20 protein-coding genes and 1 other annotated feature are annotated in these 21,603 nt (G+C 43.9%); of the genes, 13 read left to right on the top strand and 7 right to left on the bottom strand.

Features of this window, described 5'->3' with window-relative positions; all coding sequences use genetic code 11:
- Positions 1 to 95 precede the first annotated feature (95 nt).
- The 3 genes from ccpA (at position 96) to motS (ending at position 2,699) form a co-directional block, all read left to right on the top strand.
- Entirely contained in the window at positions 96 to 1,100 is a 1,005-nt protein-coding gene (gene ccpA / locus MKX71_RS15170; protein ID WP_003229285.1) for a catabolite control protein A, read from the top strand.
- Positions 1,101 to 1,162: 62 nt separating this feature from the next.
- Positions 1,163 to 1,981, top strand: a complete 819-nt coding sequence (gene motP / locus MKX71_RS15165; RefSeq protein WP_014477672.1) for a flagellar motor protein MotP — start codon at positions 1,163 to 1,165, stop codon at positions 1,979 to 1,981.
- On the top strand, positions 1,971 to 2,699 hold the full coding sequence (gene motS / locus MKX71_RS15160) for a flagellar motor protein MotS (RefSeq protein ID WP_003229290.1): 729 nt from the start codon (positions 1,971 to 1,973) through the stop codon (positions 2,697 to 2,699). The genes motP and motS overlap by 11 nt, the downstream gene beginning before the upstream one ends.
- Positions 2,700 to 2,709: 10 nt before the next feature.
- Here the strand turns inward: motS and MKX71_RS15155 are convergent, their stop codons facing one another.
- Genes MKX71_RS15155 through acuA form a run of 3 tightly spaced genes read right to left on the bottom strand, consistent with a single transcriptional unit; the run spans position 2,710 to position 5,173 of the window.
- A complete protein-coding gene (locus MKX71_RS15155; protein ID WP_015251447.1) occupies positions 2,710 to 3,873 on the bottom strand; it encodes an acetoin utilization protein AcuC in 1,164 nt (387 codons plus the stop codon).
- On the bottom strand, positions 3,870 to 4,514 hold the full coding sequence (locus MKX71_RS15150) for an acetoin utilization AcuB family protein (RefSeq protein ID WP_339231282.1): 645 nt from the start codon (positions 4,512 to 4,514) through the stop codon (positions 3,870 to 3,872). Before MKX71_RS15150 ends, MKX71_RS15155 begins: the two co-directional genes overlap by 4 nt.
- Positions 4,515 to 4,540: 26 nt before the next feature.
- The gene (acuA, locus tag MKX71_RS15145) at positions 4,541 to 5,173 is read right to left on the bottom strand and encodes an acetoin utilization protein acetyltransferase AcuA (RefSeq protein ID WP_029726417.1); all 633 of its coding nucleotides are present in this window, start codon (positions 5,171 to 5,173) and stop codon (positions 4,541 to 4,543) included.
- A gap of 159 nt (positions 5,174 to 5,332) precedes the next feature.
- Between acuA and acsA the strand changes: the two genes are divergently transcribed.
- The 3 genes from acsA to MKX71_RS15130 all read left to right on the top strand — a co-directional run bounded on the left by acsA (position 5,333) and on the right by MKX71_RS15130 (position 8,918).
- Positions 5,333 to 7,051, top strand: a complete 1,719-nt coding sequence (acsA, locus tag MKX71_RS15140) for an acetate--CoA ligase (protein WP_004399030.1) — start codon at positions 5,333 to 5,335, stop codon at positions 7,049 to 7,051.
- 54 nt (positions 7,052 to 7,105) lie between these two features.
- Positions 7,106 to 7,342, top strand: a binding site (T-box leader).
- A gap of 49 nt (positions 7,343 to 7,391) precedes the next feature.
- A complete protein-coding gene (gene tyrS / locus MKX71_RS15135) occupies positions 7,392 to 8,660 on the top strand; it encodes a tyrosine--tRNA ligase (protein WP_029318254.1) in 1,269 nt (422 codons plus the stop codon).
- Positions 8,661 to 8,789: 129 nt separating this feature from the next.
- Positions 8,790 to 8,918 (top strand): hypothetical protein, encoded by a 129-nt coding sequence (locus tag MKX71_RS15130; RefSeq protein WP_015714524.1) that lies wholly within the window; start codon positions 8,790 to 8,792, stop codon positions 8,916 to 8,918.
- A gap of 21 nt (positions 8,919 to 8,939) precedes the next feature.
- Here the strand turns inward: MKX71_RS15130 and rpsD are convergent, their stop codons facing one another.
- On the bottom strand, positions 8,940 to 9,542 hold the full coding sequence (gene rpsD / locus MKX71_RS15125; protein WP_003229304.1) for a 30S ribosomal protein S4: 603 nt from the start codon (positions 9,540 to 9,542) through the stop codon (positions 8,940 to 8,942).
- 294 nt (positions 9,543 to 9,836) lie between these two features.
- Here rpsD and MKX71_RS15120 point away from each other — a divergent pair, with 294 nt between their 5' ends.
- Positions 9,837 to 11,576, top strand: coding sequence for a diguanylate cyclase (locus MKX71_RS15120; protein WP_339231281.1), 1,740 nt, complete (start codon positions 9,837 to 9,839; stop codon positions 11,574 to 11,576).
- A 37-nt stretch (positions 11,577 to 11,613) separates the two neighbouring features.
- Here MKX71_RS15120 and MKX71_RS15115 read toward each other — a convergent pair whose 3' ends face one another.
- Positions 11,614 to 12,105 carry a GAF domain-containing protein gene (locus MKX71_RS15115; protein WP_003229311.1) on the bottom strand — a complete coding sequence of 164 codons (492 nt, stop codon included), beginning with the start codon at positions 12,103 to 12,105 and terminating at the stop codon, positions 11,614 to 11,616.
- A gap of 126 nt (positions 12,106 to 12,231) precedes the next feature.
- On the opposite strand from MKX71_RS15115, the gene refZ reads away from it, so the two are divergent.
- On the top strand, positions 12,232 to 12,855 hold the full coding sequence (gene refZ / locus MKX71_RS15110) for a transcriptional regulator RefZ (protein ID WP_003229313.1): 624 nt from the start codon (positions 12,232 to 12,234) through the stop codon (positions 12,853 to 12,855).
- Here refZ and hisJ read toward each other — a convergent pair.
- The gene (hisJ, locus tag MKX71_RS15105) at positions 12,852 to 13,658 is read right to left on the bottom strand and encodes a histidinol-phosphatase HisJ (RefSeq protein ID WP_339231280.1); all 807 of its coding nucleotides are present in this window, start codon (positions 13,656 to 13,658) and stop codon (positions 12,852 to 12,854) included. The two genes, refZ and hisJ, sit on opposite strands and share 4 nt — an antisense overlap.
- Positions 13,659 to 13,854: 196 nt before the next feature.
- Here hisJ and ezrA point away from each other — a divergent pair, with 196 nt between their 5' ends.
- Positions 13,855 to 15,543 (top strand): septation ring formation regulator EzrA, encoded by a 1,689-nt coding sequence (gene ezrA, locus MKX71_RS15100; RefSeq protein WP_003229320.1) that lies wholly within the window; start codon positions 13,855 to 13,857, stop codon positions 15,541 to 15,543.
- Between the two features lie 95 nt (positions 15,544 to 15,638).
- Here ezrA and brnQ read toward each other — a convergent pair whose 3' ends face one another.
- Entirely contained in the window at positions 15,639 to 16,976 is a 1,338-nt protein-coding gene (gene brnQ, locus MKX71_RS15095) for a branched-chain amino acid transport system II carrier protein (protein WP_017695726.1), read from the bottom strand.
- Between the two features lie 194 nt (positions 16,977 to 17,170).
- On the opposite strand from brnQ, the gene MKX71_RS15090 reads away from it, so the two are divergent.
- The 4 genes from MKX71_RS15090 (at position 17,171) to MKX71_RS15075 (ending at position 21,596) form a co-directional block, all read left to right on the top strand.
- Positions 17,171 to 18,316: a cysteine desulfurase family protein gene (locus MKX71_RS15090; RefSeq protein ID WP_014480560.1), complete on the top strand. Its 1,146-nt coding sequence runs from the start codon at positions 17,171 to 17,173 to the stop codon at positions 18,314 to 18,316.
- A gap of 3 nt (positions 18,317 to 18,319) precedes the next feature.
- The gene (thiI, locus tag MKX71_RS15085) at positions 18,320 to 19,525 is read left to right on the top strand and encodes a tRNA uracil 4-sulfurtransferase ThiI (RefSeq protein WP_003229326.1); all 1,206 of its coding nucleotides are present in this window, start codon (positions 18,320 to 18,322) and stop codon (positions 19,523 to 19,525) included.
- Between the two features lie 93 nt (positions 19,526 to 19,618).
- Positions 19,619 to 19,828 carry an alpha type acid-soluble spore protein SspA gene (gene sspA, locus MKX71_RS15080; RefSeq protein ID WP_003223491.1) on the top strand — a complete coding sequence of 70 codons (210 nt, stop codon included), beginning with the start codon at positions 19,619 to 19,621 and terminating at the stop codon, positions 19,826 to 19,828.
- A 178-nt stretch (positions 19,829 to 20,006) separates the two neighbouring features.
- Positions 20,007 to 21,596 carry an acyl--CoA ligase gene (locus tag MKX71_RS15075; protein WP_029726411.1) on the top strand — a complete coding sequence of 530 codons (1,590 nt, stop codon included), beginning with the start codon at positions 20,007 to 20,009 and terminating at the stop codon, positions 21,594 to 21,596.
- The last annotated feature ends 7 nt before the right edge of the window (positions 21,597 to 21,603 follow it).

Here is a 21,603-nt window from a genome sequence, read left to right as displayed (position 1 = left end):
AACGACATAAATTCGGACATTATGACATTTCTCTACATAAAGTGTTTATGCTATAGATAAGGATAAGTGTATCCAGTAAAAGGAGTGGTTTTAGGATGAGCAATATTACGATCTACGATGTAGCGAGAGAAGCTAATGTAAGCATGGCAACCGTTTCCCGTGTCGTGAACGGCAACCCGAATGTAAAACCGACAACGAGGAAAAAAGTCTTGGAAGCCATTGAACGTCTCGGTTACCGTCCAAACGCGGTGGCAAGAGGGCTGGCAAGTAAAAAAACAACAACTGTAGGTGTCATCATTCCCGATATCTCAAGCATTTTCTATTCAGAGCTTGCGCGCGGAATTGAAGATATCGCGACAATGTATAAATACAATATTATTTTGAGCAACTCTGACCAAAACATGGAGAAAGAGCTGCACTTGTTAAACACAATGCTCGGCAAACAAGTGGACGGCATCGTGTTTATGGGCGGAAACATTACGGACGAGCATGTGGCGGAATTTAAGCGTTCCCCAGTGCCGATTGTACTTGCCGCTTCTGTAGAAGAGCAGGAGGAAACACCGTCAGTCGCTATCGATTACGAACAGGCGATTTATGATGCCGTGAAGCTTTTGGTTGATAAAGGACATACAGACATCGCGTTCGTTTCCGGACCAATGGCAGAACCGATCAACCGTTCGAAAAAACTCCAAGGCTACAAACGTGCGCTTGAAGAAGCGAACCTTCCGTTTAATGAACAATTTGTAGCTGAAGGGGATTACACATATGATTCCGGACTCGAAGCACTGCAGCATCTGATGAGCCTGGATAAAAAACCGACAGCCATTCTTTCTGCAACTGATGAAATGGCACTCGGCATTATCCATGCCGCTCAGGATCAGGGCTTATCCATTCCGGAGGATCTCGACATTATCGGTTTTGATAATACAAGATTAAGCCTCATGGTTCGTCCTCAGCTTTCAACAGTTGTTCAGCCGACATATGATATCGGCGCCGTTGCGATGAGACTGCTGACGAAGCTCATGAATAAAGAGCCGGTTGAAGAGCATATCGTCGAACTGCCGCACCGTATAGAGCTTAGAAAGTCAACCAAGTCATAAGAAAAACAAAGAGCAAGCTTCACCTTTATGGTGAATTCTTGCTTTTTTCATGGGGAGAAATGATGAAACGTTTTGATTATCTTACACCTGTTGGATTTGTGTTAGGAACGATTATTATTGTTATCGGGATTATTTCAGGATCGGGAGTAAGCGGTTTCCGCTCTTTTCTTGATCTGACCTCTTTCTTCATCGTAACAGGGGGACTTTGCGCCGCTGTTTTTATCAGTTTTCCGCCAAGAGAGCTGAAAAAAGCGCCCTCTGTGTTAAAGCAGGCATTCATCCGCCAGGAAGACAATGTGAAAGATCTTGTGAAAACCTTTGTTTCCCTTTCCGATCACGCGCGAAAACACGGGCTTTTATCATTGGATGATCAGGCTCGGGAAATCAAAGATCCATTCTTGAAAAAAGGGCTGCTTTTAGCGATTGACGGCTGGGATGAAGAAACGATTCGGCTCGTCATGGATTCAGAAATCGCAGCAATGGAGGAACGGCACCGAAAAGGGCGGCGAGTTTTTGAAAAAGCGGGAGAATTCGCTCCGGCATGGGGAATGATCGGAACACTCGTCGGGCTTGTGCTGATGCTCAAAAACTTAAATGACCCGCATATGCTTGGACCAAATATGGCCATTGCGCTTCTGACGACTTTATATGGTTCATTACTGGCAAATATGGTCTTCAACCCGATCGCGGCTAAGCTTGAAGAGAAAACAGAAAGTGAAATTTTCATCAAGCAGGTAATGGTGGAAGGGATTATCGGTGTTCAATCCGGAAAAAACCCGCGCAACCTTGAAAGCCAGCTGGTCGTTTTCAGCTCACGGGAAGAATGGCAGAAGCAGCCAAAACAAGTAAAAACAAAAAAGGGATCTGTACATGAAGCTTAGAAGAGAACGTTTTGAAAGAAGGAATGGAAGCGGAAAAAACAGTCAATCTTCATCCAGCTGGATGGTAACCTTTACAGATTTGATCACCTTGATCCTTGTGTTCTTTATTTTACTCTTTTCGATGTCCCAAATCGATCTGCAAAAATTCAAAGCTGCAGTGGACTCGATCCAGAAGGAAGGCAACGGGCTTCAGCCGGACCAAACATCCATAGAAAAAAAGAATACATCCCCATCTGATACGAAGAAGCAAGAGGATCAGCAGGATCAGCTTCTCAAGAAAGTAAATACATATATAAAAGACAATCATTTGAAGGCCCAAATGACAGCCAAACGGGATGAACGCGGTGTCGTGCTCGTTCTTCAGGAGGCTGTGCTGTTTGATACAGGTGAGGCAAAGGTGCTGAAAAATGCCGAAACACTTCTTCACCAAATTGCCGTTCTTCTTCAAACCATTCCAAATGACATTCAGGTGGAGGGACATACAGACAGCCGAAACATTTCGACATACCGATACCCGTCGAACTGGGAGCTATCAGCAGCACGGGCAAGTGGGGTTATTCAATACTTCACGTCTAAAGAGAAGCTTCCCTCCAAGCGCTTTATTGCTGTCGGTTATGCGGATACAAAGCCAGTAAAGGATAACAAGACAAATGAACACATGAAGGAAAATCGGCGTGTGGAAATAGTGATTAAAAAATCAAAAACGACCTCTTCGTAAAGGTCGTTTTTTACTTTGTTCTTTGCTGTTCAGAACGTATCGCATATAATGCTTTGCTGACAGTTTGGGCATTTTTTTCTGTAATTTCAGGCTTGCGGGGAATCGGAGGATATAAATCAGCCGGATCGCTCCAGCTCGACGGAAGGGCCACGGGGCATTGTTTTTGCCATTTAGCAATCCATTCCGGCGGGATCTCGTGTCCCGGATCAATTCCCTTCATTTCAAGCCATATTCTGGCCCAGGCGCGGGGCACGACACGCCAAATATCATATCCGCCCCCTCCGACTGCAATCCATTTCCCTCCGCAATATTGATGAGCCAAAGTGTGTGCAAGACGGGGGATTTCTTCGTATATATTGATTGTTGCTGATAAATGCGTCAGCGGGTCGTAGTAATGGGCATCGGCGCCGTTTTGGCTGATAATGACATCAGGCTCGAAATACGCGGCGACTTCTGAAGCTGCTGTCCGGTAAGCCTCAAGAAAAGAATCATCCTCTGTAAAAGCGTCAAGCGGGATATTAAAGGAATAGCCATATCCTTTTCCGCTGCCTTTTTCTTGGATCTGGCCGGTTCCAGGGAATAAATACCTTCCTGTTTCATGAATGGACAGCGTGCATACGTCAGGATTATCGTAAAATGTAAATTGCACACCGTCCCCGTGGTGGGCGTCCGTATCAATATAAAGCACTCTGGCGCTATATTTTTTCTGGATATATTGAATCGCCACAGCGCTGTCGTTGTATATGCAGAATCCTGATGCTCTCCCGCGAAAGCCATGATGAAGCCCTCCACCAAGGTTTGCCGCATGCAGGGCTTGTCCTGACATGACCCAGTCTGCGGCCGTTAAAGTGCCGCCGACCAAGAGTGATGCCGCTTCGTGCATGCCGGCAAAGACGGGTGTGTCTTCAGTGCCGAGCCCGTAGCTTTCTCCTTCTTCAGCGGGAAGCTTTCCGGCGCCCGCAAGCTTTACGGCCTGAATGTAATCGTCCGTGTGGACAAGGGAAAGCTCCTCTTCTGAAGCGAGTCTGGGGGTGACAATGTCTCCATCATCAAAGGCATTGATCGTCTTAAGCAAATCATATGTTAACAGAACCCGCTGCTGATTAAAGGGATGCTCCTGATGAAACATATAGGTTTGGTAGGATGGAGAATAGATAAATACACTGTCTCTCATAGCAGATCCCTTTGCTCTGACGGCCATACGACGTGGTGTCCATTTCTTTGTAATGCCTGCAAAAACGGCAGCGGATACATCGTTTTTACACGGAAGACAAGCACTTTTACACCGGGATCGTCATGCGGATAAACAAGCACGCTTAATATTTTCACTTGAAGGTCTTGGCAAAGACTGCTGATCTCAGCGAGGCTTTTGGTGATGTCGTTTACTTTTATCTCAATTTGCGATCCCGGCTGGTCAGCGCCTGTCAATTTGACAAACGTCCGCAGCAAATCGGTTTTTGTTAAAATGCCTATTAATTTTTGATGGTGCACCACTGGAAGGCAGCCGATGCCATGCTCGTAGAACACGGCTGATATTTCTTCGACAAAATCTAACGGGTGGGCGCAGACAACATCCTTTTTCATAATTGAATCTACGCTTCGTGTGAGAAATAGGCTTCGTTTGTTTTCTTCAAAAATACTCGGGCTGGCCTGTTTCATGTCTCTGTCTGTAATCATGCCGATCACGTGTCGTTCTTCATCTACAACAGGCAGATGTCTGATATGGAATTCCTTCAGTTTGCATATGGCTGTTTCAAGCGTATCTGTCTTCGTTAATGTAATGACATCTCTTTTCATGATTTGCTCAACAATCATTATTTTTTCCCCTTTGCCAGTGTCAGTTAATACATATAACGATGATAAAAACGGAGCCTGTCAAATTGCTCAATTGATTCTTGGCTGACGTTTTTTCCAATGCGGGCCATCAGACAGTTTGCAGGGTGGGAGCTGATCTCCGGCTCATCCGTTGCAAACCAGACCAATCCGCCTGCATTCATCATCTTTTCCATGATCTTTCTGTATTCCCACACATCTTTGTTCATCCCTTTTAAATCCCAATGCCAGTAATATTCTGTCGTCATCACAATGTAGTTTTCCATTTGTTCATCCATCATGCTGACGGTCAGGAGCGTCTTTCCGACAGCGCATCCCCGATAGTCCGGCGCTACTTCGATGGCTCCGAGCTCAATCAAATCCTCCATATTTCCTTCAGACCATCTTTCGAGCGGGTCAGGATATAAATACGTGACATAGCCGACAATGGTTCGGCCGTCTCTGGCAATAATAATGCGCCCTTCGGGAAGGCCTGCAATGTCGACTAGCGCTTCATGCTGCTCGCGAGGCGGGCGAAATGCGGTTAAATCTTTATGAAACTCATAACCTGCCAAATCCTCTGGAGAGACAGGCCCTTCTATCAGTATAGAGCCGGTTGCTGTTTTGATGTTTGCTGAATGGTATGTTTTATGATGTTCCACTAATTCACCGTCCCATCAATTCTTATAAAAATACATGCCTTCTTTAAGAATACCAAATTATAAAGCGTTTTCAACATGGTTTATATTTTAAAAATTGAGAAGAATATGAATATATACTATAATAATTGTGACAACTTCAGCAAAGGGGGATGTTTGGGCATGAATTTGAAAGCGTTACCAGCAATAGAGGGGGATCATAACTTAAAAAACTATGAAGAAACGTACCGGCATTTTGATTGGGCCGAGGCGGAGAAACATTTCTCTTGGCATGAGACAGGGAAACTGAATGCGGCGTATGAAGCGATTGACCGCCATGCCGAATCGTTTCGAAAAAACAAAGTAGCGCTTTATTATAAAGACGCAAAACGGGATGAAAAATACACATTTAAAGAAATGAAGGAAGAATCAAACAGAGCCGGGAATGTGCTGAGACGGTATGGAAATGTGGAAAAAGGGGACCGCGTTTTTATTTTTATGCCGAGATCACCCGAGCTTTATTTTATTATGCTTGGCGCAATCAAAATTGGCGCCATCGCCGGGCCGCTGTTCGAAGCATTTATGGAGGGAGCGGTGAAAGACCGGCTTGAAAACAGTGAGGCAAAGGTTGTTGTCACAACACCTGAGCTGCTGGAGAGAATACCGGTAGACAAACTGCCTCATTTGCAGCATGTCTTCGTAGTCGGGGGAGAGGCTGAGAGCGGCACGAATATCATCAATTATGATGAAGCAGCGAAACAGGAAAGCACAAGACTGGATATCGAATGGATGGATAAAAAAGACGGCTTTCTGCTTCACTATACATCAGGTTCCACTGGTACGCCAAAGGGCGTGCTGCATGTCCATGAAGCGATGATTCAGCAATATCAAACAGGAAAGTGGGTCCTTGATTTAAAGGAAGAAGACATTTATTGGTGCACGGCTGATCCAGGCTGGGTGACAGGTACGGTATACGGCATTTTTGCACCGTGGCTGAACGGAGCGACAAATGTCATCGTCGGCGGACGTTTCAGCCCGGAAAGCTGGTATGGTACGATTGAACAGCTTGGCGTCAATGTCTGGTACAGCGCGCCGACCGCTTTTCGGATGCTGATGGGAGCGGGAGATGAAATGGCTGCGAAATATGATCTAACTTCACTCCGGCATGTGCTCAGTGTCGGTGAGCCGCTAAATCCGGAAGTCATCAGATGGGGACATAAAGTTTTTAACAAACGAATTCATGATACATGGTGGATGACAGAAACGGGCAGTCAGCTTATCTGCAACTATCCTTGCATGGATATTAAACCGGGTTCAATGGGTAAGCCGATTCCAGGAGTGGAGGCAGCGATCGTTGACAATCAAGGCAACGAGCTTCCGCCGTACCGAATGGGCAATCTCGCCATCAAAAAGGGCTGGCCTTCCATGATGCATACCATTTGGAATAACCCTGAAAAATATGAATCGTATTTCATGCCGGGCGGCTGGTATGTGTCTGGGGATTCTGCTTACATGGATGAAGAGGGATACTTTTGGTTCCAAGGCAGAGTTGATGACGTCATCATGACCTCCGGTGAGCGCGTCGGCCCATTTGAAGTGGAAAGCAAGCTTGTCGAACATCCGGCTATTGCAGAAGCAGGCGTAATCGGAAAGCCTGACCCAGTGCGTGGAGAAATCATTAAAGCCTTTATTGCACTCAGAGAAGGATTTGAGCCGTCTGATAAACTGAAAGAAGAGATCCGCCTATTTGTAAAGCAGGGTCTTGCAGCCCATGCGGCTCCGCGTGAGATCGAATTTAAAGATAAGCTTCCGAAAACCCGAAGCGGAAAGATCATGAGACGCGTGCTGAAGGCATGGGAGCTTAATTTGCCGGCTGGAGATCTGTCAACAATGGAGGATTAAAAGGCGGCGTTGACACAGGATTTTATTTATGTTAAAAATGATATAGCTTCATATGAAAAGGTAAAGATTGAGACAAGTAGAATATCCTTACGTTCCAGAGAGCTGATGGCCGGTGAAAATCAGCACAGACGGATATATCGAATACACTCATGAACCGCTTTTGCAAACAAAGCCGCCCAGGCTTTCAGTAGTGAAAGAACGGACCTGATCCGTTATCAGGCAAAGTGATAAGACGAATGTTTGCATTCTCTTATTAGTAGGGTGGTACCGCGATAATCAATCGTCCCTTCGTGTAAACGAAGGGGCGTTTTTATTTTAATCAAAAAAGGAGCTTTATCTTATGACAAACTTACTTGAAGACTTATCCTTCCGCGGATTGATTCAGCAAATGACAGATGAAGAAGGGTTAAATAAACAGCTGAATGAAGAAAAAATCCGCTTGTACTCAGGCTTTGACCCGACAGCAGACAGCTTGCACATCGGACACCTGCTTCCTATTTTAACACTTCGCCGTTTTCAGCTCGCAGGGCATCATCCAATTGCGCTTGTGGGCGGCGCGACGGGCCTCATCGGTGATCCAAGCGGAAAAAAAGCAGAGCGTACACTAAACACTGCTGACATCGTATCCGAATGGTCCCAAAAAATCAAAAACCAGCTGTCCAGATTTCTAGATTTTGACGCAGCAGAAAACCCAGCTGTCATTGCGAACAACTTTGACTGGATCGGCAAAATGAATGTGATCGATTTTCTTCGTGACGTTGGTAAAAATTTCGGCATCAATTACATGCTTGCAAAAGATACGGTCAGCTCAAGAATTGAATCCGGCATCTCGTACACGGAATTCAGCTACATGATTCTTCAATCTTATGATTTCTTAAATCTTTACAGAGACAAAAACTGTAAATTGCAAATCGGCGGAAGCGATCAGTGGGGCAACATCACAGCGGGTCTTGAACTGATCAGAAAATCAGAAGAAGAAGGAGCAAAAGCGTTTGGCCTTACGATTCCGCTTGTCACAAAAGCAGACGGCACGAAGTTCGGAAAAACGGAAGGTGGCGCGATCTGGCTTGATAAAGAAAAAACATCGCCATATGAATTCTATCAATTCTGGATCAACACAGACGACCGTGACGTTATCAAATACTTGAAATACTTTACGTTCCTTTCAAAAGAGGAGATTGAAGCATACGCTGAAAAAACAGAAACGGCGCCAGAAAAACGTGAAGCGCAAAAACGCCTGGCAGAAGAAGTGACATCGCTTGTTCACGGACGCGAGGCGCTGGAGCAAGCCATCAACATCTCCCAAGCGCTGTTCAGCGGCAATATTAAAGAGCTTTCCGCTCAAGATGTAAAGGTAGGCTTTAAAGATGTTCCTTCTATGGAAGTTGACAGCACCCAAGAGCTTTCACTTGTAGATGTGTTGGTGCAATCTAAATTATCTCCTTCTAAACGCCAAGCGCGTGAAGACATTCAAAACGGAGCTGTTTACATTAACGGTGAACGCCAGACGGAAATAAATTATACCCTATCAGGTGAAGACCGCATCGAAGATCAATTTACTGTTCTGCGCCGCGGGAAGAAAAAATACTTCCTTGTGACGTATAAATAAGAAAAAGATCCTTTGCCACTGAAGGCAAAGGATCTTTTTGTTTACCGCATAGGAATGAAAGGAAAAGAGTATATTAGATAGGGCAAACACGACCAATCACCACCTTTTAAATGAAAGGAGCGCTAAAGTGTGAATCTCATGTGTACGATTGCAAAAGAACGGCTGCAGCAGGATTACTGGGATCAGCAGGCGCAAGATAGTGTTGGCCAGCAAGAGGCGAATGACGAAACAGACGATAAAAAAACCCCGACCGCATAGCGGCAGGGGTTTTTAAAACGATTAACGAGAGTAGAACTCAACGATAAGCGCTTCGTTAATTTCCGGAGCAAGTTCAGAACGCTCAGGAAGACGAGTGAAAGTACCTTCAAGCTTTTCAGCGTCGAAAGTAAGGTATTCAGGAACGAAGTTGTTCACTTCAACAGATTCTTTGATGATAGAAAGGTTTCTTGATTTTTCGCGAACACCGATTGTTTGACCAGGTTTCACTAGGTAAGACGGGATGTCAACGCGGCTTCCGTCTACAAGAATGTGACCGTGGTTAACCAATTGGCGAGCTTGACGGCGAGTACGTGCTAAACCTAGCTTGTACACAACGTTATCAAGACGAGAATCTAAAAGAATCATGAAGTTTTCACCGTGTTTACCAGCTAGTTTGCCAGCTTTGTCAAACAAAGTGCGGAATTGACGTTCGTTTACACCGTACATGTGACGAAGCTTTTGCTTTTCTTGCAATTGCAAACCGTATTCTGATAATTTTTTACGTTGTCCTGGGCCGTGTGGACCTGGAGCGTAAGGGCGTTTTTCTAATTCTTTTCCTGTACCGCTAAGAGAGATTCCTAGACGGCGGGACAGTTTCCAAGATGGACCTGTATAGCGAGCCATAATGTGACTCCTCCTTTGGTTTTATTTTTGTGGAAAATAAAAACCGTCTGCTCTATTCGACCATGCACATTTTGTTTTCATGTATCCTCGCTCCAGCAGCAGAGAGTTACACGATACACCTTATTGATAAGGAACAAAATGAAAACATAGAAGCTGAACAAAAAGGCTGCAATATTTCACACAAAGGTCATTATATAATTTATTTGTTTTGAAGTCAACCATTCCTCCATTATTGCTTCACTGTTTATGATATAATAAACAAAAATTAGTGGTAAACTTTTAGGTGATAAAAACATGGTAGAACAAACTAAAGATCAATTATCCGCCTTTCATTATCATATGCTCGATTTTTTATTAACCAAATCTGAAAAAGTCACATTCACCGACTCTTTCATATGGCTGACTTCGGCTATTCAAACCTATTTTTCAACCCTTTGTGTTTCGCTTACACCGTCATCATCAGACTTTGTGACAAAACTGGCAGATGGTGAAGCGCGTTTTTCCGCTTCGAAAATAAACGCTTCATGTTACCTGATTGAGGACGGCTCCGGCAGGCGTTTCCATCTTGCGTGCAGGCAGGATGAAGAGATTCCTGAAGGGCTTCCGGACGTGGTTGCTTCATTTTTAAACCAGTCGATGAAACAGGAAAGACTCTATAACAAAACGATCTACCAAAAAAAGATATACAAAATGACAGAGCTGTTCCATTCACTGCTTGATCAGACAGATGTGCTGAAGCAGCTTTTAGAAAGCTTGACCAGCACATTTTCTCTTTTTGAGTTTTCTTTATTTATATCGCACGATCAAGACCAATGTTTAGGGATACCTGCAAAAGAGCTGTATATGGAAGGGGAAAAATCCGATTCCTTTGCGCTCAAAGTGTATTTGTCCGGAGACATTTTGCGGGAAAATGAATCTGCCGCCTATATTCCGGTCAAAGGACAGCAGGGCACATACGGGGTGTTGAAGGCTGAAGGAACGGGTGACAGCTTTCTTACTGATGCCTGCCTTGATGAAATGTCGCTGTTAGCAAACGCCGCGGGAAAAGCGTTTGAAAATGCCCAGCTCTACGAACAATCCAAAGCAAGCATCGCAAATTTGGAATTGATTAATGAAACATCACGACGCCTGAATCAGCGGCTGACATTGACTGATACAATGAATGATCTGGCTGTGAGAATGGCAGAATCGTTTCAGGCAGAAGAAGTGGGATTTTTTCATATAGACCATTTTGAAAACCTAACATTGCTCCCAGGCAGCACAGCATTTTTTAAAGAAGCGAAGCCGTCAGATTTTTATAATGAGCTGAAAGAAAAGCTGTATGAAGGTGAAAAAGGGGTTTTCATCGGGAATGGCCAGTCTGTTTTTGGGAAGGCGGGGTACGGCTCGCTGATGGCTGCTCCGATGATTCAAAACGACCGGCTTTTAGGCTTTGCGGTTTTATTGAAACAGGAGCTGTACGCTTTTACATTTGAAATGTACAAGCTGTTTCAGGCGCTGATTCATCACGCGACACTGGCTGTAACCAATTCAATGCTTCGCGACCGCCTTGAGCATCTCGTGAAAACAGATCAGCTGACTGAACTGTATTCACGAGCGTATTTAGATGAAAAAATTCAATACAGCATGAAAATCCATCAAAAGGGTGTTTTTATTCTTGTTGATATTGATAATTTTAAAAATGTAAATGATACGTACGGCCATCAGACTGGGGACGAGATTTTAATTCAAGTCGCTTCAGTGATTAAAAGCAACATCCGAAAGCATGATGTCGGTGCCCGCTGGGGAGGAGAGGAGCTGGCGATTTATTTGCCAAATGTGCCGGTTGCAGTGGGGAAACGGATTACCGAGCGACTGGTTTACGCGGTCAGAAAAAATACGAAACCCGAGGTAACCATTTCCTGCGGTATCTCCTGCTGGACGACAGAAACAAAAAAGTCGCTGAAAGGGCTTGTGCATGAGGCAGATGAAGCGCTCTACAGCGCGAAACGGAGCGGGAAAAACCGCTTGATGATTCATGACTCAATAAAATAAAAAAAGCCCAAAACGATATCAGTTTTGGGCTTTTATATTACTGCGCTAACGCTTTTTCTAGCGTTTCGGCAAATTGAGTTAAGTATTTTTCATCAATTTCGTCGAAACGGTTTTTCACTGGGCTGTCGATGTCCAAGACGCCGACAATTTTTCCGTCTACACGAATCGGAAGCACAATTTCTGATTGAGACGCTGCATCGCAGGCGATATGTCCCGGAAACGCGTTTACATCCTCAATACGTTCCACTTTTCCGTTTGCGTACGCTGTGCCGCAAACCCCTCTGCCGAAAGGAATCCGAACACATGCCGGCAGGCCTTGGAACGGACCTAACACAAGCTGTCCATCCTCTTCTTTGGCAAAATAGAAACCCGCCCAGTTGACTTCAGGCAGCGAATGATACAGCAGTGCTGAGGCATTTGCATAGTTAGCTATTTGGTCTGTTTCGTCTTCGGTCATGGCTTCGAGCTGTTTTAGCAGAAGCTGATAGTCTTTTTCTTTATCTCCAGATTGTTTTTCGACATGGAACATGGAAAACCCTCACTTTTTCTATAATATAAAACAAAGTTCCGGCTTTTCTGCCGGCATTTGTCGATAAGTTCTTACAGGAACAGCGGCTTTCTGCTTGAATAGTATCAAGAGGAAGGAGTGAGCCGTATGAAAGTAAGCACCAAAGACAAAATTATTGAATCTGCTGTCATGCTTTTTAACCAAAAAGGATTTTCTGGCACGTCTGTCCGTGAAATCGCAAAGTCAGCTGATGTAAATGTTGCGCACATCTCCTACTATTTTAAAGGCAAAGGAGGCTTGATGGAACACTTAGTTTCAGAGTTTTACGAAGGCTACAGCAAAACGCTTGAAACAGCGGCAAGCAATATCTCTACTCAAAGCACGCAGGAACAGCTTCTTCAATTGGTTTTCGATATTTTATCCTATCAGCATAATCATCGTCAATTAACTCGTTTTGTCTACCGGGAAGTCACAATTGACTCCACATTAATCAGGGAAATTATGTCGACATATCTAATGAAGGAAAAGTATATCTTCCAGCTGATCATTGAGGAAGGAGAAAAACAGCGTGAATATTTAACGCTGCCGCTGCCTCATTTTATTCTCCAATTAAAATCTCTCTTGATGATGCCCTATCTCCAGCCTCAATATATTTCAGAAGTACTCTACATGCAGCCGCACGAGCCGTATTTTTATAAAATGTATTTTGAAGAAATCAAGATTTGGATCAGAAGCGTCTTCCGGACAGGAGACGTGGCGCTCACCAACTAGCACCGTTCCAAAAACGCCTCATACGCATATCCGACATCTCCCGCTTGATGGGCATCAGACCCAAACACAAGCGGGATCTTCTTTTGCTTCGCTTCATTCAGCATCCAATCCTCGATATAAATACCGCCAGCGTAAGTTTTTCTTAAGCCGGAAGTATTGAAGTCGAGCTCCATTCCGTTTTCTTCAATGGCATTCAGGCACAGAGAAACGAGGCCGCGAATATGCTCTGACATGCTGTATGGAAACAGCTTGATGAATTTTTGGACGAGTGTGATGTGACCGACTCTTTTTGGCTTATAAACGCCGAGAGATGCTACAATGGAAGAATAGATACTCCGGTAATATTGTTCATATACCGCTTCAATGCTTCCGCAGGCTGAAATCAGCTCTTTGAAGGTATGCTCGTCATAATCAAGGCATAGATAGGAAGAGTCTGTGCGCAAAAAATGAACGGATAAGATGCTGTCATCTAAATATGGCCCGTATGTGTCTAGGAATAATGTAATTTCGTCTTCAAATTCAGCGATATAATCGACTTCAAGCCCTGTCCGTATGCTAAGCTGTCCGCGATATTCTTTTTTTAATCCGGAAATTTCATGAATATAGCGTTCCAAAGAAGCTTGCGCCATCGCGCTGTCTTTCAGCGGCGTGGGATCGGTAAAAGATGGCGGCAATGGGGCGTGTTCGGTAAAAGTAATCGATTCGAACCCTTTTTTTAAGGCTTTTTCTGCATATTGTCTGAGTGTGTCATTGGAGCCGTGAGGGCAAAATGGTGTGTGAATATGTCCGTCTCGCTTTTGCATTGATGTCACCCCATGAAAAAATAGTCAAATCCTGCCGATTTTGCACAAAAAGTTTTTGATTTCTGGTCAAAAAATGTTTGTTACATGGTATCATAATAACAATGAAAACGACAGTTTTTCTCAATACATATCCTGAAATCTTTCTGAATAAATAAAACACCCTGACAGATTAAGGTAAACAGCAAGGGGGCTCATTATGGAGTTTGTCATTGGATTATTAATTGTACTGCTTGCGCTGTTTGCGGCAGGCTACTTTTTCAGGAAAAAAATCTACGCCGAAATCGACCGGCTGGAATCGTGGAAGATTGAAATTCTGAATCGGTCGATCGTGGAAGAAATGTCTAAAATAAAACATTTAAAAATGACGGGTCAGACAGAAGAGTTCTTTGAGAAGTGGCGTGAAGAATGGGATGAGATTGTCACAGCCCACATGCCGAAAGTTGAAGAGCTCCTTTATGATGCCGAGGAAAATGCAGACAAATACCGGTTTAAAAAGGCCAATCAAGTGCTCGTTCATATCGACGACCTGCTGACAGCGGCTGAATCAAGCATTGAAAAGATTCTTCGGGAAATCAGCGATCTTGTCACAAGTGAGGAAAAGAGCCGTGAAGAGATTGAACAGGTGAGGGAGCGCTATTCGAAATCTCGAAAAAACCTGCTGGCTTACAGCCACCTTTACGGGGAGCTTTATGACAGCCTTGAAAAGGATCTGGACGAAATTTGGAGCGGCATCAAACAATTTGAAGAAGAAACAGAAGGCGGAAACTATATTACTGCACGAAAAGTACTGCTTGAGCAGGACCGCAATCTTGAACGGCTTCAGTCATACATAGATGATGTGCCGAAGCTGTTAGCTGACTGTAAACAGACGGTGCCCGGACAGATTGCAAAGCTCAAGGATGGCTATGGCGAAATGAAAGAAAAAGGGTACAAGCTTGAGCATATCCAGCTTGATAAGGAATTAGAAAATCTGTCAAACCAGCTGAAACGAGCGGAACATGTCCTGATGACTGAACTGGATATTGATGAAGCGTCCGCAATCCTGCAGCTCATTGACGAAAATATTCAATCTGTTTATCAGCAGCTGGAGGGCGAAGTTGAAGCCGGTCAATCCGTACTAAGCAAAATGCCTGAATTGATTATTGCTTACGACAAGCTTAAAGAAGAGAAAGAGCATACGAAAGCGGAAACTGAGCTGGTGAAGGAAAGCTACAGGCTGACAGCCGGTGAGCTCGGCAAACAGCAGGCTTTTGAAAAGCGCCTTGATGAAATTGGAAAGCTGCTATCATCCGTTAAAGATAAGCTTGATGCAGAGCATGTCGCCTACTCACTTTTAGTAGAAGAAGTTGCTTCAATAGAGAAGCAAATTGAAGAAGTGAAAAAAGAGCATGCCGAGTATCGTGAAAATCTGCAAGCGCTGAGAAAAGAAGAGCTTCAGGCGAGGGAGACGCTCAGCAATTTGAAAAAAACAATTTCTGAGACAGCAAGACTGCTGAAGACTAGCAACATTCCAGGCATTCCGAGCCATATTCAAGAGATGCTGGAGAACGCGCATCATCATATTCAAGAAACAGTCAATCAACTAAACGAACTTCCATTAAATATGGAAGAAGCCGGAGCCCATTTGAAACAAGCAGAAGATATCGTCAACAGGGCAAGCCGGGAATCAGAGGAACTTGTCGAGCAGGTCATCCTCATTGAAAAAATCATTCAGTTCGGAAACCGGTTCAGAAGCCAGAATCATATTTTATCTGAACAGCTGAAAGAAGCGGAAAGACGTTTTTATGCTTTTGATTATGACGACTCTTATGAAATTGCAGCTGCCGCTGTAGAAAAGGCTGCGCCAGGTGCAGTTGAAAAAATCAAAGCAGACATATCCGCTTAGATAATCACGACTATGAAAAAGAGCCCGCAGTGTAATGAGCAGGCTCTTTTTTTCATTGCAAAACGCCTGCGCAATAACGCAGGCGTTCTGTGACATTAACTTATTTCATTAAGCTGTTTGGATGGTCCGATGAATAAGGTCAGCACATAGCCGATAACCGCTCCGACGATTCCTGGAAGCACCCAGCCGATGCCGAGGCTGTAAAGAGGAAGATTCGCATTTAGAAACGCATCTAAAGATCCAAGTGAAAAACCGGCTGCTTTGATACCGTCTAAAATACTGAAAAGTCCTGTACCGATCAAGCATGCGATGTACACTTCGCGTCTTTCTTTAAAGATCTTATCGATGAAGGAAAGAACGATAATGACAATGGCAAGCGGATAGATAGCTGATAAAATAGGAACAGAAAACGCGATAATTTGCGCGAGTCCGAAATTCGCAATGATCAAGCTGAATAACGTGACAATCGTAACGACAATTTTATATGATAATGCCGGAATAAGTTTTGAAAAATATTGGCCGCAAGATGTGACAAGGCCGATGCTTGTTGTTAAACATGCGACTGTAATCGCTGCTCCGAGTACGATGTTGCCCAATGAACCGAATAAATAATGGGAAGACGCAGATAAAATTTTAGCTCCTTCACCAACAGGACCGATGGCATTTGTGCTTGTTGCACCTAAATAAGCAAGGGATACATAAATGAAAGTCAGGCCTAAAGCGGCAATCACACCTGCTTTAATGCAGGCTGCAGCAAGAGCTTTAGACTGTGTAACGCCTTTGCTTTTTACAGCATTTACAACGACAACGCCAAATACAATTGAAGCAAGTGCGTCCATTGTTTTATAGCCTTCTAAAAATCCTTTAAAAACCGGTGTTCCTTTATATGCTTCTGTCACGGCGCCCAATCCGCCCATCGGCGTGAAGATGGCTTTGAGAACAATGATTAAAATAATCGTGAATTTGATGGGAGTCAGAATTTTTCCGACTCGATCGACAACCTTGGATGGGTTTAACGCTAAATAGTACGTAACGCCGAAAAAGATAAGTGTAAATATTAATAAAGAAAGTCTTTCTGGTACGCCAGTCAAAAACGGAACAGCGCCAATTTCATATGAAACAGTTCCTGTTCTCGGGATGGCGAATAATGGTCCGATTGATAAATAAAGCACGACAGTAAAGATTGTGCCGAAAACAGGGTGCGCTTTGTCAGCAAGGCCTTTAGCGTCCTTACCAGTTAATGCGATGGCGATAATGCCGAGAAGCGGCAGGCCTACCCCTGTCAGTAAAAATCCGCCGATGGCCTTCCAGACGTTGTGTCCGGCTGCTTGTCCAAGTTCCGGCGGATAGATCATATTTCCTGCTCCAAAGAATAACGCAAATAGCATGAAACCAATAATAATGGTATCTTTGACAGGCAGTGAGTGTTTCATGAAAAAAATCCTCCTAATAATTATGTTAAAATATTCTGTCAATTAATTGTCAGATAATATGACGAAACGAACAAATCTTATTATATGGTAAAAAAATTAGAAGTCAATACTAGTTTTTCGTAATTTTCTATTAAATTTTGTTATGGTAACATAAATATCATACCTTGTACCGCTTTCATAAAGGAGTAAAAAAGATGATATATTTAGATAATAGTTCAACGACGAAGCCTTACGATGAAGTCTTGAACGTATATGAACAGACAAGCAGCCGATACTTTGGCAATCCTTCATCTTTGCACCGATATGGAGCCGAAACGGAACAGCTGCTTCAAGCAGCCAAAAATCAAATCAAAAGGTCCTTAGGCCTAAAAAAATATGATATTGTATTTACGTCAGGCGCCACAGAAGCCAATAATGCGGCTTTAAAAGGAGCGGCTTTGTCAAAGATAAAAACAGGCAAACATATCATTGCCACTTCTATTGAACATCCATCCGTTACGGAATCGTTAGAACAGCTGAAAGAGTTGTTCGGGTTTGATATCACTTATCTTTCTGTGAATGAAGACGGATTTGTTTCTATTGAAGATCTAAAAGCAGCCATCCGTCCCGATACCGTGCTTGTCAGCATGATGCATGTGAACAATGAAGTCGGTTCCGTGCAGCCGATTGAAGCGGCAGGGGAAGTGCTGAAGAAGCACCCGAACATTTTGTTCCACGTCGATTATGTGCAGGGCATCTATAAAGTGCCCTTGGCAATTGAAAAGGCCGGCATTGATCTATGTTCAATTTCGGGGCATAAATTTCACGGCCTAAAGGGGACAGGCGCACTTATTGTAAAAGAGGGAACACGCCTTATTCCGCTCATAACGGGAGGCTCTCAGCAAAAAGGCATACGGGCCGGAACAGAACATACTGCTGGTGCGGTTTCGCTTGCCAAGGCCATTAATCTTGCCTCTGCTGATTTTGACACACGGCTTGACACGATGACTGCCGCAAAGGAATTGTTTATGAAAAGGCTGAGTGAAATTGAGGGCGTCGTTATCAACACGCCTCAAATGAATAGCGCGCCGCACATTATTAATTTCTCTGTACCGGGGATTAAAGCGGAAGTGCTTTTACACATGCTTGAGGAACAGGATATATTCGTCTCCACAACATCGGCTTGCTCGGCAAAAGAACATAAGCCCAGTAAAGTTCTCTTAGAGATGGGCAAAGGAGAGCAGATTGCCGGAAGCAGCATCAGAATCAGTTTAAATTACAGCCAGACAAGCGATGTGGCAGAACCGTTTATGAACGCGCTTCGTCCTGGTATCAAAAAATTAAGGGAAATGATGAGGTAGAACATGAATTACGATCATATATTAATTCGTTTTGGGGAAATTTCGACCAAAGGCAAAAACAGAAAAAGCTTTATTGAGCGCTTAAAACAAAACATCAGACTCGTTTTGAAAGACTATCCGAATTTAAAATACTTTTCCAACAGGGATCGTATGACGATTACATTAAATGGAGAGGATCCTGAGGCTCTTTTTCCTCATTTAAAGCAAGTGTTTGGGATTCAAAGCTTCAGCCTGGCAATTAAGTGTGACAGCCGCCTTGATGATATTAAGGCAACCGCACTAAAGGCTATCAAAGATCAGTATAAACCAGGTGATACGTTTAAAGTCGCGACAAAGAGAGCGTATAAGCAATTTGAATTAGATACAAACCAAATGAACGCTGAAATCGGCGGCCATATTTTGCGAAATACAGAAGGATTGACGGTCGATGTTCGCAACCCAGACATCCCGCTCAGAATCGAAATCAGGGAAGAAGCAACATTTTTGACAATTCGTGATGAAAAAGGTGCAGGCGGGTTGCCAGTTGGTTCAGCAGGAAAAGCGATGCTGATGCTTTCTGGCGGTTTTGACAGCCCTGTTGCCGGTTTTTATGCGATGAAACGGGGATTGTCGGTAGAAGCTGTTCATTTCTTCAGCCCGCCATACACAAGCGAGCGCGCAAAGCAAAAGGTAATGGATCTGGCGAAATGTCTGTCCCGTTTTGGGGGAAGCATGACACTTCATATTGTTCCATTTACAAAAACGCAAGAGCTCATTCAAAAACAAATTCCTGAAAATTACACAATGACGGCAACCCGCCGCCTCATGCTTCAGATAGCCGACAGAATCAGAGAAAAGAGAAACGGGCTTGCCATTATTACGGGAGAAAGCCTCGGTCAGGTAGCGAGCCAAACGCTTGAAAGCATGTATGCAATTAATGCGGTGACGTCAACACCGATTTTGCGTCCGCTAATCGCCATGGACAAAACAGAAATCATCGAAAAATCACGGGAAATTGGCACATATGAGACAAGTATTCAGCCGTTTGAAGACTGCTGCACGATCTTTACACCGCCAAGCCCGAAAACACGCCCTAAAAAAGAGAAAATTGAACACTTTGAAAGCTTTGTTGATTTCGAGCCGTATATTCAAGAAGCGGTAGATAACATTGAGACAATGACCCTTTATAGCGAACAAGAAGCTAACGATAAATTCGCTGAACTCTTTTAAATCAATTTTCAGCTCCTGTATACAATTACCAAAGTTTTTCTGAATGAAGCCATGTGTTTTGACACATTCTATACTCACAAGGAGGTGAGACACATGGCTAACAATAACTCAGGTAACAGCAACAACCTTTTAGTACCAGGAGCTGCTCAAGCGATCGACCAAATGAAATTAGAAATCGCTTCTGAATTCGGTGTAAACCTTGGAGCAGACACAACTTCTCGCGCTAACGGTTCTGTTGGAGGAGAGATCACAAAACGTCTTGTATCTTTTGCTCAACAAAACATGGGCGGAGGACAATTCTAATTTACAATTTCACATAATGGCTTAGGAGTGGGGGTATCCCCACTCTTTTTCATTTTTTACATATAAAAAAGGACCAGCGGCCTATAAAATCTATGTTTACAGAGGTTGCTTTTAGGCATATCCTTACGGAAAGAGCCTGTATTTATGTATAATGGGTGGAGAAAGTGAGGAGTTGTTCGTGTTAAAACGTGAAGATTTAATTGCCCCTGTGCAATATAATTTAGTGAATGAAATGGAAAAGTTCAGTGCTGCTGGACAAAAAACCGCTCTTCTTTGGGAGGACGAGTCGGGCAAGCAAGAATCTTGGTCGTATGAAAAGCTGATGGAAGAAACAAATAAAATCGGAGCGGCCTTAGCTGATCTTGGATTTAAAAAGGGAGACAAGCTGATTGTAATGGTTCCGCGGGTGCTTGAAGCCTATGCCGTTTATTTGGCTATCCTGAAATCAGGAATGGTTGTCATTCCGTGCTCCGAAATGCTTCGCGCGAAAGATCTTGAATACCGGATTGAACATGCAGAGGTAAAAGGCGCTATCGTCTACTCAGAATTTATTGGCGCTTTCCGGGATGTCAGTACGACTGACAAACTGATTACACTGTCTATTGGTGAAAATGATGCCGGCTGGAAAAACCTCTTATCAATTGAAGCGGACGGAAGCCAATTTAAAACAGCTGACACAACAAGAGATGATATGGCTTTCTTATCTTATACATCCGGGACAACAGGTCAGCCGAAAGGTGTTGTACATACACATGGATGGGCATTTGCTCATTTAAAAACTTCTGCCGGCGCTTGGCTTGATATTTCTGAAAAGGATATTGTCTGGGCAACTGCTGCCCCTGGCTGGCAAAAGTGGGTATGGAGTCCGTTTTTAGCGGTGCTTGGCAGCGGAGCAACCGGTTTTGTGTACCACGGCAGATTCAAAGCAGAAAAATATCTAGAGCTTTTAAATCGCTACAAAATCAATGTTTTCTGCTGCACGCCGACAGAATACCGCTTAATGGCGAAGGTCGAGGGCTTGGACCGCTTTGATCTTTCTGCCCTGCACAGCGCTGTTTCCGCAGGTGAGCCGCTCAACCGTGAAGTCATTGATGTTTTCCAAAAGCACTTTGGCATTAAGGTACGGGACGGATATGGCCAAACAGAAAGCACGCTTTTGGTTGGTGTTTTGAAAGATACGCCTATTAAACCGGGAAGCATGGGAAAACCGACACCGGGAAATCAGGTGGAGATCATAAATGAAGACGGTGAAATCTGCAAATCTGGTGAGGTTGGCGATATCGCTGTTCACCTCAGTACGCCTGCGCTCTTTAAAGAGTATTTTAAAGATCCAGAAAGAATGAAAACACAAATTCGCGGCGATTATTTCCTAACGGGAGACAGAGCAAGAAAAGATGAGGAAGGTTACTTCTGGTTTGAAAGCCGAAATGACGATATTATTATCAGCTCCGGCTATACGATCGGGCCTTTCGAGGTGGAAGACGCGCTTGTTAAGCACCCAGAAGTAAAAGAATGTGCTGTTGTCGCAAGCCCTGATGAAATCAGAGGCTCCATCGTAAAGGCATATGTTGTCCTGCAAAATCATGAAAAACGCAGTGATGAGCTTGTCAAAATGCTGCAAAACCATGTGAAGACGATTACCGCTCCATACAAATATCCTAGAGAAATTGAATTTGTGGAAAGCCTGCCGAAAACGGCTTCTGCAAAAATCAGACGAGTGGAATTAAGAAAACGTGAAGAACAGCTCAAAGCCAATAAAAAGGCGTAAAGAAAGA

This window comes from Bacillus sp. FSL M8-0071, from assembly GCF_037975455.1.
GTDB classification, from domain to species: domain Bacteria; phylum Bacillota; class Bacilli; order Bacillales; family Bacillaceae; genus Bacillus; species Bacillus subtilis.
Note: the sequence above shows the minus strand (reverse complement) of the source record. Positions and strands in the feature narration are given on the sequence as shown.